Annotated in this window: 11 protein-coding genes and 1 riboswitch; of the genes, 7 read left to right on the top strand and 4 right to left on the bottom strand. The window is 50.7% G+C overall.

Translation table 11 applies throughout. The features are described 5' to 3' along the window. Positions 1–42 precede the first annotated feature (42 nt). Together ACFSW8_RS09980 and ACFSW8_RS09985 are read right to left on the bottom strand one after the other, a co-directional pair. Positions 43–3,009: a 3-keto-alpha-glucoside-1,2-lyase-like domain-containing protein gene (locus tag ACFSW8_RS09980; RefSeq protein ID WP_377178133.1), complete on the bottom strand. Its 2,967-nt coding sequence runs from the start codon at positions 3,007–3,009 to the stop codon at positions 43–45. Between the two features lie 58 nt (positions 3,010–3,067). Continuing rightward, positions 3,068–5,068: a c-type cytochrome gene (locus ACFSW8_RS09985; RefSeq protein ID WP_377178135.1), complete on the bottom strand. Its 2,001-nt coding sequence runs from the start codon at positions 5,066–5,068 to the stop codon at positions 3,068–3,070. Positions 5,069–5,320: 252 nt separating this feature from the next. After that, positions 5,321–5,426: riboswitch (TPP riboswitch) on the top strand. Between the two features lie 150 nt (positions 5,427–5,576). Between ACFSW8_RS09985 and thiC the strand changes: the two genes are divergently transcribed. The 7 genes from thiC (at position 5,577) to ACFSW8_RS10020 (ending at position 11,771) form a co-directional block, all read left to right on the top strand. Continuing rightward, positions 5,577–7,694, top strand: a complete 2,118-nt coding sequence (gene thiC, locus ACFSW8_RS09990) for a phosphomethylpyrimidine synthase ThiC (RefSeq protein WP_377088547.1) — start codon at positions 5,577–5,579, stop codon at positions 7,692–7,694. A 249-nt stretch (positions 7,695–7,943) separates the two neighbouring features. Beyond that, complete coding sequence (locus ACFSW8_RS09995) at positions 7,944–8,684, top strand: 3-keto-disaccharide hydrolase (protein WP_377088542.1); 741 nt, start codon at positions 7,944–7,946, stop codon at positions 8,682–8,684. A gap of 194 nt (positions 8,685–8,878) precedes the next feature. Then, positions 8,879–9,127 (top strand): hypothetical protein, encoded by a 249-nt coding sequence (locus tag ACFSW8_RS10000; protein WP_377088538.1) that lies wholly within the window; start codon positions 8,879–8,881, stop codon positions 9,125–9,127. Positions 9,128–9,233: 106 nt separating this feature from the next. After that, positions 9,234–9,650 carry a hypothetical protein gene (locus ACFSW8_RS10005; RefSeq protein ID WP_377088536.1) on the top strand — a complete coding sequence of 139 codons (417 nt, stop codon included), beginning with the start codon at positions 9,234–9,236 and terminating at the stop codon, positions 9,648–9,650. Between the two features lie 209 nt (positions 9,651–9,859). Then, positions 9,860–10,417, top strand: a complete 558-nt coding sequence (locus ACFSW8_RS10010; RefSeq protein ID WP_377178137.1) for a sterol desaturase family protein — start codon at positions 9,860–9,862, stop codon at positions 10,415–10,417. A 47-nt stretch (positions 10,418–10,464) separates the two neighbouring features. Continuing rightward, positions 10,465–11,595: an FAD-binding domain-containing protein gene (locus ACFSW8_RS10015; RefSeq protein WP_377178139.1), complete on the top strand. Its 1,131-nt coding sequence runs from the start codon at positions 10,465–10,467 to the stop codon at positions 11,593–11,595. A gap of 2 nt (positions 11,596–11,597) precedes the next feature. Beyond that, the gene (locus tag ACFSW8_RS10020) at positions 11,598–11,771 is read left to right on the top strand and encodes a DUF2256 domain-containing protein (RefSeq protein ID WP_377088530.1); all 174 of its coding nucleotides are present in this window, start codon (positions 11,598–11,600) and stop codon (positions 11,769–11,771) included. 38 nt (positions 11,772–11,809) lie between these two features. Here the strand turns inward: ACFSW8_RS10020 and ACFSW8_RS10025 are convergent, their stop codons facing one another. Beyond that, entirely contained in the window at positions 11,810–12,970 is a 1,161-nt protein-coding gene (locus tag ACFSW8_RS10025; protein ID WP_377088528.1) for an iron-containing alcohol dehydrogenase, read from the bottom strand. A 142-nt stretch (positions 12,971–13,112) separates the two neighbouring features. Next, entirely contained in the window at positions 13,113–15,326 is a 2,214-nt protein-coding gene (katG, locus tag ACFSW8_RS10030; RefSeq protein WP_377088527.1) for a catalase/peroxidase HPI, read from the bottom strand. Positions 15,327–15,452: the final 126 nt, after the last annotated feature.

Consider the following 15,452-nt stretch of genomic DNA (forward strand, 5'->3'; position numbering starts at 1 on the left):
TGCCCCGCGCTTAATCAAATCACTCTAGTGGAGTGTCCGAAACTATTTACCCAACTTGTGGATCGTCATCCAGACTGGGAAGATTGCTTCATCTAGATCCTTCGTCTCAACATCAATCTCTAACTTCAGCTCGTGCACTGGCTGAATGTCTTCAATGCTGAGGAAAACAGACTTACCATCACTTTGTAGCTTGGCCTCATCCACCTCCATCTTGCTCCAGCCTTCCTTCTCAGGATTATCAATGAGGTATTCCTTAGTGCCGTAATCGCGACTCCACTTGATATTCGCAGCCTGAATCGCATATGACTCAGGGTCCTCCGCTAGCTCATCATCGAGTTCGAAGTTAAAATGCACTAACAATCCACCTTCCTTGGCTTCAACCTTATTCACCGTCAACAATGGCGTGCCAGTATAGCGAATCCGGTCAATGCCACCAAGCTCAGCAGCATTCGTCTGCCAACCGCGTAGGCCACCGATAAAGAGCTGGCCGTCTGCCGGGTTGAATCGTGAACGCATTGCTGAGGAGGTCAGGCGTGTCGGAATCTTCGCCACACCACCTTGAATTTGCCCGTCCACTTCCTCATGGAAAACCGAGTAAAGTGAACTTGTGCCGTATGAATTATGCAGCATCGTCCCCTTAGGGAACCCCCACTTGTCGTTTGGCACCCAAACCTGATTGCCGCCTGAATTGTCCACATCACGCGGCAACCACGCCAGTGGCTTAGGCATATCATTGGGATCATGCTTTTGCTCTTCAGCCCCCCAAGTGGCCGTGTTTAACTTGTCCTTCTGCGCGTAGGTATCAACCACACCACCAAAGTAATCTTTCGTAACCCAGTGGATCGGACAACGAGGCATAAACGAGCCCTCATTGTCCCCAGCTGTCACCTCGCCATTCGGCCCAATCCCAATCCCATTAGGAGCTCGGAAACCTGATGCAAATTGCTCTAGCTCTTTTCCATCCTTGCTCAACTTGAAGATCGATCCGTTGGCCGGCGAAATCCGCTCAAACCCACGACCACCCGCATTCACAGGCGCTCCCTGAGCAAACCAAAAATCTCCATTCTTATCGACGGTAAGATCAAATGTGAATGCGTGGAAACCTTTGTTCAATGGCCATGAATTGTTGAAGGTCTGATAAAAGTCAGTCTCACCGTCACCATTGAGATCCTTGTGGAGTGTCACCTGGTCCGCACCCAGCGTGTAAATATCATCACCCACCACTGCGATACCAAGTGACTCGTGTAAACCAGTCGCTAACAATTGGTATTCCAATTTATCAAGCGTGCCACTCGTGCCAGTCACCTTCCAAAGCTCCCCATCCCAAGTCGTGAACGCTAAGCTATTCCCGTCAGGATAAAAATCAAAAGCGCCCACACGCATCGTTAAGCCAAATGGATTCTCATGTGGTAAGGTCAACTTGTCTGTCAGGTACGACCCTTTCCCTTTGCCCATCACACCTTTCGTGACAATAGGCTTCTCGGTCTTGAAGCGAGCAGGACCACCTTGAGTATAACTGTCTAACGGCTTTAGAGCGCCGGCAGCTTTGGCCACCGCATCAGCACCAGCCTTCCCCTGCCACGCTGCAATCAGCAATGATTTCTCTCCCGCATCCGCAGGAATGTTTAAATAGAGCGCCCCTTCTTTTGTCTCAAAACTCGCACCACCACTTACCGAAAGCTTTGTCGCTCCCAATGTCGCTGTGTTACCAGACACCTCAGCTGTCCCTTCTGCCAAATACAGAGACTTCGCTTGCTTTAGCCCCTTCAGCTCAAGCTGGCGTACCACCACCTTGTCATCACCCACCTGAAGTCCAGATGGACTATCTAACACTTCAGCCTCTCCGACCTTGTAGGAAAAGACTACCTGCTTGCCGTGAATATAATAACCGTGGAACTCAGCCCAATCGCTTGGTAATCCACCTAAGTTTGGCAATTTTCCATCCGATGCCCGCGGGTCATCAAACTTCCCATCCGCATTCGCCCAACCGGGTAAGTTCTTAGCGGCAAAAAGTGCCTGCTTCTCATTCCAGGATGGGGTCGATCCGTGGCCATTCTCATACGGTAAGCCAAAGAAACCTGACCCACCACCATTCGTCCACGCCCCAGCAAGCTGGAATGTGTCAGCATTAAAGACTGCCCCCACCTGAGTCGAGTCGTCTAAAAGATTCACAAAATACGCACGGTTCACGTCATAGGCATCGTCATTACCGGCCAACACATTTGAGATTACAGGACCACGCTTCGCAAATACTTCCCTGCGCAGCTTCTCCGCGCGGTTCTGTGCGTCAGCCCCCGTCAATTCACGAAACTTAATGTTGCGAAACGACACCTTGTCACCATGGTCCTGAAGCCCAATCACCCCCTTCTTAAACATCCCAAAGTTCTCGTTATCTTTAAATTTGCTGTTAGGCAAAATTCTGTCGAACCAGGTCTCATTGCCCACAGTATAACGGTAGAGCTCTTTACCATTAAGGTAGTGAGTAAACTCGCCATTGCGACACACAATCTTCACCTTGTTCCAACCATCCTTGGACAATGCCTTGCGCCCCTTACGCAGACCAATCAGATCAAATAACGCTCCAGCAGAATGCTTCGTCAGATCTTGATCGCTGTCATTCATGATCTGCATCTCCAAAGCATTGGCCCAAATCGCCCCTTTAGCCTCAGGATCCACACGCAGAAAAATACCGCTATTGCCCTCAGACTTCCACTCTAACTCAAGCTCGAAGTTTTCTGCCAACGAAGCCGGGAAGTAAATGTCCCCACCACCACTTTTCGCAGCCAAACTAAGAACTCCATCCTCGATACTCCAGCCACCTGCTTCTAGCGGTTTCCGTGACTTCCAGCTGCTGATGCCTTTAAAACTTTTGCCGTCAAATAACGCTTTCCAGCCGATCACTTGTTCTTCCTCAGTGATGAGTACTGGCTGTGCAGCCATCACTATGGGAGCCGTGATAATGGCTGAGCCCAATAGCGCCGCAGATAATAGTGGTGATGATGATTTCATAATAATGATTAGTGTCTTACCTTGGTAGCTTTGATCAATTTTTCGTCCTAACAGTGACTTACTTCTCGTTGAGCGACTGCATCCAGTTCCAGATTGCCTCCATTTGCTTCTGACCATCTCCCTCGAGTGGCTCAGTCAATGTCGTGGCATTCTCGTCTACAAAATATTTCGGCATAATCGTCTGTGGATCGATGCGCTGCGGGTCACGCATCCAGCGGTGGTAAAAATCCATGCGCAATCGATCGCCCGCAAATTGCAAGTTCACTCCAGGCGCTTCAAAAACAGCAATCGGCTTGGCCTCGCCTGCTCCATGACACGCCGCACAGCCAAACCCTCCCACCATGCCAAACAATGTCTTACCTTGCTCGACCTCCGCATTTCCACGGTCCTCTTCTTTACCCAATCCATATGCCGCAGCAAATCCCTCAGCTAACAAAGCATCTCTCGATGGGAAAGCCGGCATCCGCTGCGTCACCCATGGTCGCGTGCGGTACTCTAACTTGCCGCCAAATAGACGCTCCATATAATCAATCGTAAGCTTCTCACCGATGTAGGTTAGCGCCGGAGGTGCTATCGCACCATGTGCCGCCTCTTCTGTATTCTCTTCTTCGGAATGACCAGCGTACTTCGCTGAAAACTGGTGCACCGCCCCCAGTTCGGCAGCCTGCGTGTCCATCTGGTGGCATGAAGCACAATTTAGATTCTCAAACTGGCGGTGCGCATACTCAGCCTTGTTGAAATAAGCCAACGACTTCACCCCTTGTGCATCCTCTAAGAAAGCATTCAGAGCTTCACTGTCAGCAGCATTCAAACCGTAATCCACAGCACTCCCCTTCTTCAAACAACTCTTATCAGACGACCCTTTCTTCGCGATCGCTGCCAGCGGTTGGTAGCTCGCACTCGATGCCTCCACGCCCTCGTGACACTGAGAACAATGGCTCTCAACGACGATCTGCTTGCCCTTCGCCGCATCCCCATTGCTGAAGCTCGGCTTCTCCTTGCTTGATAAACTGCGAACAAACGCAGCGAGATCCGCAGCCTCCTTATCCTCCAAGGCGAAATCTGGCATCCGTGTCGCAGCATGATGCTTCCCTGGGTTCTTTAAAAATGCTACTAAGGCCCCCTCCTCATACTTGTGCCCAGCATTAAATAAATCAATCGGAGCCGTCGCCCAGCTCGCCATATCCTGACCACTTTCACTGCGGTGACACGCAATACAGCCTAAATCGTGGAAGAGCTTCCCACCTGCAGCTTTGTTACCTGCCAACTTCGCGGGTTCAGCCTCTTTCAAACCTTCCAGATACGCAGCAACGTGCTGGGCATCTTCCTCGTTCTTGAGCACCTGTGGCATGCGTGCATGCGCACGCATCGACTTGGGATCCTTCAACCATGCTTCCATCCAGCCTGCATCCAAGCGACTTCCCACACCCGCCAACGATGGCGCCATCTCACCCGCCTCAGGCATCCCCTTGCCACCCTCGTGACACTGCGAACACTTGAGCTCAGCAAATAAAGCCCGCCCACGTCGCACCAACATCGCCTTCTCTAGAGGCTCAGACTTCTCATGCACTAACACAGACGCCGGCACCGGCTCCTTCGAAAATTCTCTACCGCGCCACATCAAACGAAATCCACCAGCACCATCCTCTGGACTCGTATACACCACCTTGATCGGAACCTGCCCAGAGTTAAGCCTTAACCTCTCAGTCTCCCCCTCTCCCATCTCACCTGCCTCCTTGAGCACCGACTCACCATCAATAAATAACTCCGCTGCCCCAGTACCCTCGAACGAAAAATACACCCGCGAACGCTTCTCCAAATTTAACATTCCATGCCAAGTCGCCGAGTACTTCCCCGCCGCCAGCAGCGCCGAAGGACTCTCGCCCTTACCCACTGCTAATGCCGCACGCTTGCTTAACCTCAAATCCTTCCCACCAGCTGTCGCCACCTCCAACACCAAACCACTCTCCCCCTTCACTTCTGCCGCATCCTCCGCACCCAAAGGTACGTGAAGGCTCAGTAACATAGTCAGTAGTGTCGTGGGTATGCGCTTACTCATAATGGTCAGTTCTGTGTTAGGGTCTACGAAATGAGATTTTCAAATCATACACTAATCCCACCACTCCACACTAGTCTACAAAATAGACAACTTTTGGTGCAGGACCGTCGCTAATCCTCCTAACATAAGGAATTGATACTCCTCTAGAAACCACGATTGCCCACCAACCTCTCCCTCATAGCCCGCACCTCCACTCTCGCCACCCACACTAAAAATCTTCCTCTTGCATCCTCCCCACAGATCGGTACTCTCATCCTCAGACAGGGGAGCCGACGAGGCTGAGAATGTGCACCACCGCACCTGACCCTTAGAACCTGCTACGGCTAATACCGGCGAAGGGAGTCGCATTTCCAAACCAACTTACCAAGCTCGTAAGAAGTGAAATACGCCTGTCCACCACCGTGCCGACAGGCTCTTTTTTTTATTAACTATTCTTATCTAATAACTAACACCTTCACATTTCCCTCTCACTACTCCACTTTCAACCATCAACTGAATACTTCTAACCATGATCTCACCAGACGAATCCACACCAACACCTGAGAACTCCACCGCTCGCTCCGACTACACCGGTAACTTCATCGAAAACATCGATAACTCAGAAGAACTCGCGGCAATCGAGAAAGATCCAACCATCTTCCCGAACTCCACCCGCGTCTATGTAGAGGGCAAAATCCACCCCAGCGTGAAGGTCCCCATGCGTGAGATCCGCCTCTCCGATACCGAACACCCCAATGGTCGTGTCGAAAAAAACGCTCCCATCCGTGTCTACGACTGTTCCGGCCCGTGGGGCGACCCCAATTTCAATGGTGACCCACGCGAAGGCCTCCCCGCACTCCGCCGTGACTGGATCCTCGGCCGCAATGATGTCGAAGAATACGAAGGCCGAGAAGTGAAGCCATCCGACAATGGCTACCTCTCCGATAAACACGCAGAAAAATACAACGAAGGCAAAGCCGCTAAAAATAAGCTCAAGGAATACCCCGGCCTCAAACGTAAGCCACTCCGCGCATCCGCCGACCACCCAGTCACCCAAAAATGGTACGCCGACCAAGGCATCATTACACCAGAAATGGAGTTCATCGCCATCCGCGAGAACATGGGCCGCATCGAAGCATTCAAGACTGTCAACGACCGCTACCCAACACTCGACGAGCTTCCAGAAGATGCCTCCGACGCCATCAAAGAACTCATCAAAAGTAAGTCACACACGCCAGATGGCTATGAAATGCCGCGTCCATCTGAGATCGACCCCTTCAAGCAGGTCTCCCGCAATCGCATGGACCACCAGCACCCAGGACAATCCTTCGGCGCTGAAATCCCTGAACTCATCACTCCTGAGTTCGTCCGCTCCGAAGTCGCTCGTGGCCGCGCCATCATCCCCGCCAATATCAACCACCCAGAAATCGAGCCAATGATCATTGGCCGCAACTTCCTCATCAAAATCAACGCAAACATCGGTAACTCCGCTGTCGCATCCACCATCGATGAAGAAGTAGAAAAAATGCGCTGGGCGACCAAGTGGGGCGCCGACACCGTCATGGACCTCTCCACCGGTAAAAATATCCATGCCACCCGCGAGTGGATCCTCCGCAACTCACCAGTGCCCATCGGCACTGTGCCAATCTATCAGGCACTCGAAAAAGTAAACGGCAAGATCGAAGACCTCACCTGGGAACTCTTCCGCGACACCCTCATCGAACAAGCTGAACAAGGCGTCGATTACTTCACCATCCACGCCGCAGTGCTATTGCGCTTCGTCCCACACACTGCACGCCGCATGACCGGCATCGTTTCCCGTGGTGGCTCCATCATGGCGAAGTGGACGCTCGCCCACCAGAAAGAGAACTTCCTCTACACCCACTGGGATGACATCTGTGACATCTGTGCGGCTTATGACGTCTCCTTCTCCATCGGTGACGGCCTCCGCCCAGGTTCCATCGCAGATGCCAACGACTACGCCCAACTCGCAGAACTCGAGATCCAAGGCGAACTCACCAAGCGCGCATGGGCAAAAGGATGCCAGGTCATGAACGAAGGCCCAGGCCACGTGCCTCTCCACCTCATTAAAGAAAACATGGAGAAGCAAATCGACTGGTGCCACGAAGCCCCCTTCTACACCCTCGGACCACTCACCACAGACATCGCTCCAGGTTACGACCACATCACTTCCGGCATCGGTGCCGCCAACATCGGTTGGTACGGCTGCGCAATGCTCTGCTACGTGACTCCAAAGGAACACCTCGGTCTGCCAAACCGTGACGACGTGCGCGAAGGGGTCATCACCTACAAACTCGCAGCTCACGCCGGCGACCTCGCAAAAGGTCATCCCGCAGCCCAAGAACGCGACAACGCAATCTCTAAAGCTCGCTTCGAATTCCGCTGGCGTGACCAATTCGCCCTCGGCCTCGACCCAGCACGCGCCATCGACTTCCACGATGAAACACTCCCAGCCGAAGGTGCAAAAACGGCCCACTTCTGCTCCATGTGCGGCCCAACATTCTGCTCCATGAAAATCACAGCAGACGTCCGTAAATACGCAGAAGATAACGGCTTCACCGAAGAAGCTATCGAAGAAAAAGGTCTCGAAAAAGCCACTGCCGAACTTACCGGCCAAGAAGCCTAACTAAAACTAACAAAACCCAGTGGGTGCAGAAATTTACTCACTGGGTTTGATATTTCGTTAGAGAAATCATGCTCCCCCCAGGCTTCTTTCCTTCCTCAACAATGCGGGCCAATTCCTAATCAGCGTTGTTAAATCAATTTTAATACGAATGAGCAAAAGTTTCTGGTAGTTGGTATAATCTGAACTTCTCTGACACCACTCGAGTAAAAACATCTCGACACACTGCCACATCAAACTATTCATGCATATATGATAAAAAAATACACTACCACACTCCTTAGCGTACTGAGCCTCGTCACCACTGCGTATGCTGGCCCACTACTCAAAGACAATCCTGACAACACAGCTCCTGAAGGCTTCACCCTGCTTTTCAATGGCAAAGACCTCACCAACTGGAAAGGCCTCCTCCAAGGACCATTCGATAAGCCACACAAACGTGCAGAACTCAAAAAGGATCCAGAAGCATACGCTGCTAAACAAAAAAAGGCAGACGAAATCATGCGCAAGCACTGGACCATCACCAAAGATGGTGAACTCTTCTTCGACGGCGAAAAGGGTGGTTGGAGCCTCGCGACCGCCAAAGACTACGGCGACTTCGAAATGTACGTTAGCTGGAAGCTCAAAAGCGAACACGGCGACAGCGGCATCTACCTCCGCGGCCTTCCACAGGTTCAAATCTGGGATACCAAAAGCCCAAAGTGCATCAAACACGGCGCCGATAAAGGATCTGGTGGCCTCTGGAACAACCGCAACGCCGGCAGATGGCCACTCGTGCACGCCGATAACCCAGTAGGTGAATGGAACCACTTCTTCATCCGCATGGTCGGCGACGACGTCTCAGTCTGGCTCAACGGAAAACTCGTCGTAGATAAATCACCACTCATCAACCTCTGGCAAAAGAATCAACCACTCCCAAAAACTGAGCAAATTGAACTCCAGTGCCACGGGGACCCAGTCTACTTCAAAAATATCTACATCCGCGAACTCTAGGAATCCTCTAGAACACGCAACCTAACACAGAGCGATCAAAGGTTTCCTTTGGTCGCTTTTTCTTTGTCTAATACCAATTCGTGAGTCAAATGGGACAAAAGTGGCCATGATAGAGAAAGATAAATCGGGGGCGCCTGCCCGAATAGAGGATGTGTACCATCCAAACTTCTCATCGGCTTCACTGAGCCAGCGCAATGTCCACCAGCCTCAGCTACCCACGAACAAAGCTAATCGTCTCTCCCTATGACTATTCTACCCTTGGCTGCCAGCTAGTAGGACCAGAATCTTCCACCCTCCTCCATCATGTACTCATGTTGAAGCATCTCAAAAATGATGTCCTAGAGTTGTTAGAAATAATCCACGTCCATCCCGCCCTGAACGAACTCTTCCTCACAGCCGCAGTGGAAGCTATCCATGAAGTGAAGGCTTTCAATAAGCCATAGTTTGATCCACTACAACGTCAGTTCATGACCTATATAACACCCCATCGTTTAACACTCTTAAAATCAGACAATTGACTTCTAAAGAGAAGAATTTATGAGATGGAGCATGAATTATTACGTTAAGCGTACTCTTCAAATTCTGGCAATTCTGTCTTCCGTAGTCATTGCTGGTATCTATATATACATCCAAACTCTACCCCCACCCCCACGCTGGACCACTGAAGTCGGCAAAGCTGAAATTCTGCAAGAAGCTCTAGACAACGGAATGGCTACAGAGGCAACCACCTCAGCGGGCGAGAAAGTATACTTCATCGGCAGCACTAAATACATGGCACCGCATTCCTTCGAAGAGCTCCACTTCTCACATATGGAAGGGATGAATAAACACGCTAAACCTGGAACAGGCACCACCTATATCCCAAACAAAAAAGAATTTCCTGACTTAACGATCACAATCATTCCTCCATCTGAGGCAACGAGCAAAGATACTGGAAAAGAAAATCAAACCGCAACAGAGCAATGAGCATTCCGGGCCTACTACTCTCAGCAGCCATTTCGTTTTTTATACTCTTCTGCATATTCAGGCCCTTAGAATTGGCTTTTCCAGCAAAGAGAGATCAAAAATTCTTTCGTCCAGATTGGTATACCGACCTCTGCTTTTTTCTCGGCCAGTACTTGCTATGGGCAGGCATCGTTACATGGCTACTATCCAAGTTGACCAGTGTAACGAGTATGGAATGGCTTGCACCTATGCAAAATGTGATCGCCTCTCAGCCATGGTGGCTTCAAGCGGTAGAGGTGCTATTCATCAGCGATCTCTTAATATATTGGGGGCACAGAATGCAGCATAAGATCCCCTTACTTTGGAAATTTCACAGTATTCACCACAGCGCTAAACACATGGACTGGTTGGCGGCACACCGTGAACACCCTTTGGATACAATCTACACCATGGGCATTGTGAATCTACCAGCCCTCCTACTCGGTTTTCCCCTTGAGACTATTGCTGCACTAATCAGCTTTAGAGGAATCTGGGCAATATACATTCACTCTAACGTGCGCCTCCCTCTTGGCCCTATCAAATGGATAATAGGCTCTCCAGAACTACACCACTGGCATCACGACAAAGATAAATTTGCGGGTAACTATGCCAATGTCTCACCCCTAATGGATATTATTTTTGGAACCTATTCATGCCCACCTCATGAACCTGACTCATTCGGCATTCATGAACCTATTAAGCAAAACTATTTGAGCCAACTCGCCCACCCTTTCCGCCGAACTAAATAGAGTACTTAGGTCAGTTGCGTTTATCTTATCATAGCGGATACTATGAAATGGCGCCCAACCAACACTGCAGTTATGCCGACCTAGTTGATCGCATCGATCACATCGATCCCAAAAAATACGCTGCAACACGCAATTTTCTCGATGGCCATGTCACTTGGCTCAGCCCCTTCATCACCCACGGCATCCTCAATACCAAACAACTCGGCCACGCCCTGATCTCAAAATACGGTGCCCAGCATTCCTACAAATTTCTTTCCGAACTCGGCTGGCGCGAGTTCTACCACCGCACTTGGCAAGCACAAGGCAACAATATCCATAGCGACATCAAACGGCCACAAGAGAATGTCATTCGCTCCGAGATCCCCACTGTCTTTCTCAATGCTAAAACGGGCATCAATGCCGTCGATACATCTATCACCACTCTCCTTGAAACCGGCACAATCCACAACCACGCTCGCATGTGGCTCGCCTCACTCATCGCCAACATCTGTCAGACCCAGTGGCAAGAGCCAGCCGCCTGGATGTACTACCACTTACTTGATGGCGACCTCGCCAGCAACTCCCTCTCCTGGCAATGGATCGCGGGAACCTTCAGCCACCGCAAATACATCGCCAACCAAGAAAACATCAACCGTTACAGCCACACCTCCCAACAAAACACACCCATCGACCTCGACTACTCCCAACTCTCAGAACGCACCACACCCAACCATTGGGCTGAAAGATACAATTGGCGCAACGCACACCCAACAACACAACTCCCCACCACCACACTCCGCCAACCTATCAAATCCAATGAAACCGTGGCTCTCCATTCTATATGGAACCTCTCCCAAGATTTTGCCAAGTGCCATACCGACCGACACATCCTCGTACTCGAACCCTCACACTTTGAGAGATTCCCTATCTCACAAAAACGCATCAACTTCATCCTCCATTGGGCTAAACAAATTCCCAATATCGAGATCCTCTCAGATGAAATCACCCAACTCCCCGGAGACCTCACCAACGCCCACCTGATCCATCAAGAACACCCAGCCTGCCTCCATTGGCCAGGCCAAAAACGTGAACGCGAGTGGCTCTTTCCTGAGACAACCCGTGCCTACGCCAGCTTCAGTTCCTTTTGGAAACACGCCCAACAAGAAGTCGGACTCAAAAAACACAAAACTCACCAATAGCAATGCCCCCCACGAAGCTCAAAAATCAAACCAAAACCTGCCCAGTATGCCACCGCCCATTCCACAACCGCAAAAAGTGGCAAAGCCGTGGGATCTGGAACGCCATCATCTATTGCTCAGACAAATGCCGTAAGAATCGTAAGCCGGCTTCACATAGAAAAGGCGACTTCTCATAGAAGTCGCCCAGCCTAACAAACGATCTTAGTCGCTTAAATTAGTACGCCTCGTCGAGAATTTTCTCAACGATATCAAGGGTGAGATCACCACTCTCAGATAGCGCCGTCATGCCATGGCTCTCTAACTGTTTGATGATATCTCTAAGGTCTTCTCTAGGAATCGCGTAATCACTGATCTTCGTCGCAACACCTAGACTGTGAAAGAAGGCTTCCGTTTTTGCTATCGCTGCTTCTATCCTTTCGTCTTTAGAGCCCTCAGTAAGCTTCCACACTCTCTCCGCATATTGGAGCAACTTCTCCTCTTTCTTATCCTTCCTCTGTCTCAACAAGGAAGGAAGCACGACAGCCAAGGTCCGACCATGGTCGATGCCAAACTTGTCAGTGAGCTCGTGCCCAATCATGTGTGTACTCCAATCTTGAGGCACTCCTGATCCAATCAGGCCATTCAATGCCATGGTGGCACACCACATAAAGTTTGCGCGCGAATCATAATCCTCAGGCTTCTCAATACAGGTCTCCCCAATTTCAACCAAGGTCTGCATGATTCCCTCGGCCGCACGATCCTGGAATCGAGCATCCACCGGGAACGTCATATATTGCTCCACCACATGAATAAAGGTGTCAACAATACCATTGGCAACCTGAGTCTTCGGCAAAGTATAGGTCAAGCTTGGATCCAGAATAGAAAACTTCGGATAGAACAAAGGTGAATACACCCCATATTTCCCAGTATCATCACTGATGACCGAAAACGCGTTCATCTCAGAACCCGTAGCTGGCAAGGTCAGCACAGTCCCAAAGGGCAGCGCCTCGGACACCGGCGCTGGATTAAATCCATTCTTTATCAGTGAAGCGTAGTCATCACCATCGTACTTGGCCGCAATCGCTATCAACTTCGTTGCATCAATTACTGACCCACCACCTACCGCCAAAATAAAGTCAATCTCCTTGGCTTTGATCATCTCAACCGCCTTCACACAGGTCGCCAATTGGGGGTTAGGCTCAATCCCTCCAAACTCATGGACCTCATAGCCACTCAGAGCATCCCTTACCTTATCTAAAGTCCCATACTTCTTTATGCTCCCACCACCATAGGTGATGAGCACCTTCGCATTCTCTGGTACTAAGCTTGCTAGCTCACCAACGCGATCCTTCCCAAAGACGATATGGGTCGGGTTACAAAAATTAAAATCTAACATAATTATCTTCTAGTCTGATTGCCGAGTTCATTTCTGTGCCACTCTGAAGCCCAAAGTGGCACTCAGCTCATATTAATAACACCAATTCTTACTTTCTCAAAAAATGGGGCAAATTTTTCCAATAGGCATACCCCATGACGAACTATCGCATATCAAAACGGTCCAGCTCCATCACCTTCGTCCATGCCGCCGCAAAGTCATCCACAAACTTTTGCTTGGAATCCTCAGTCGCATAAACCTCAGCCACAGCACGCAATTCAGAATTGGAACCAAAAACCAAATCGACACGCGATGCCGTCCATTTGACCTCTCCACTCATCCTATCAAGCCCTTCAAACAACAACTTGTCATCATCCAGCGCTTTCCACTCAGTTGCCATATCCAGCAGGTTCACAAAGAAATCATTGCTCAACACCTGGGGTCTTTCCGTGAACACTCCCATGTGAGTCTGACCGTAGTTTGTTTCCAGCACACGCATCCCCCCGACCAACACAGTCAGTTCAGGTGGAGTCAGGGTGAGTAGCTGAGCCCTATCAATCAACATCTCCTCCGGTGACACTGCAAACTTTGCTCGTTGGTAGTTCCTAAAACCATCAGCAACCGGCTCTAACACTGCAAACGAGTCGACGTCAGTTTGCTCCTGACTCGCATCCGTCCGCCCCGGAGAAAAGGGAAGTTCAACCGAAAATCCTCCATCCGCAGCAGCCTTTTCCACCCCAGCATTTCCGGCTATCACAATCAAGTCCGCCAATGACACCTTCTTACCTCCAGACTGAGATGCGTTGAATGCCTCACGCACCGCTTCCAACTTCCCAATGACCTCCGCTAACAGCTCCGGCTGGTTCACCGTCCAATCCTTTTGCGGAGCTAACCGTAATCGTGCCCCGTTCGCCCCGCCACGCATGTCAGACCCTCGATAAGTCGACGCCGATGCCCATGCCGTACTCACTAATTGAGCCACAGATAGTCCAGAACTCAGCACTTCCTCCTTGAGTTGCGCGACTTCTTCCGCCCCCACTAATGGGTGATCGACTTCGGGAACCGGGTCCTGCCAAATCAATGCTTCCTCCGGCACCTCCGGCCCTAAATAGCGACTCCTTGGCCCCATATCTCGGTGAGTCAATTTAAACCACGCACGAGCAAAGGCATCAGCAAAAGCGTCAGGGTCTTGGTGGAATCTACGTGAAATTTTTTCATATTCTGGATCAAAGCGCAGCGATAAATCCGTCGTCAACATAGTAGGTGCATGCCGCTTGTTGGGATCGTGCGCATCAGGTATTGTGTCCGCTCCAGCCCCGTCTTTCGGTGTCCATTGGTGAGCTCCTGCTGGGCTCTTCGTAAGCTCCCATTCGTAACCAAACAAATTCCAGAAGAAGTTGTTGCTCCACTTGGTCGGTGTGCTCGTCCAAGTCACCTCAAGCCCGCTCGTGATCGCATCTCCCGCTTTTCCACTACCATGGGCGCTAGCCCAACCCAGCCCTTGCTCTTCAATCCCTGCCGCCTCTGGCTCAGCTCCCACCAAGCCCGCATCACCCGCACCATGGGTCTTACCAAATGTGTGCCCCCCCGCTATCAATGCCACCGTCTCCTCATCATTCATTGCCATCCGAGCAAATGTCTCCCGAATATCCTTCGCCGCCGCCACTGGATCCGGATTACCATTGGGGCCCTCTGGATTTACATAGATTAACCCCATCTGCACTGCCGCAAGCGGGTTCTCTAACTCTTCGTGATCCCCTACATAGCGTTCGTCGTCTAACCAACCAGTTTCATTCCCCCAGTAAATGTCCTTCTCTGGTTCCCAGATGTCAGGCCGTCCACCAGCAAAACCAAAGGTCTTAAAGCCCATCGATTCTAAGGCCACATTTCCAGTCAGAATCATCAAGTCAGCCCACGAGAGGCTACGCCCATACTTCTGCTTGATCGGCCACAACAAACGCCGCGCCTTGTCCAAATTCACATTGTCTGGCCAACTATTCAATGGAGCAAAACGTTGATTGCCAGTCCCACCACCACCACGACCATCACTCACGCGATAGGTCCCAGCACTATGCCATGCCATCCGAATGAAAAGCGGCCCGTAATGTCCAAAATCCGCAGGCCACCATTCCTGAGAATCCGTCATTAATGCTGTCAAATCCTCCTTCACCGCCGCCAAATCTAACTTCGAAAACGCCTCTGCGTAGTCAAACCCTTCTCCCATTGGGTCCGACTTCTTATCGTGCTGTCTCAGCATGTCGACCCTCAGCTGGTTTGGCCACCAGTCCCGATTGCTCGTGCCTCCACCTGCACTCTCCTGGGCCTCATTACGCTCTGCTTGATTCTGAAAAAATGGACATTTACTGATATCGCTCATTGTGATCTTTCGTTTAGTTAATGCATTCTAACAGAATGAAGAATGCGCAACTAACATACATAGCGCAGCTCACTCACTGACACAAGGTTATAGCTCTGACATGAAAAGAATAAGCATGCCTAATAC

The organism is Rubritalea tangerina, assembly GCF_042683245.1.
GTDB classification, from domain to species: Bacteria; Verrucomicrobiota; Verrucomicrobiia; order Verrucomicrobiales; family Akkermansiaceae; genus Rubritalea; species Rubritalea tangerina.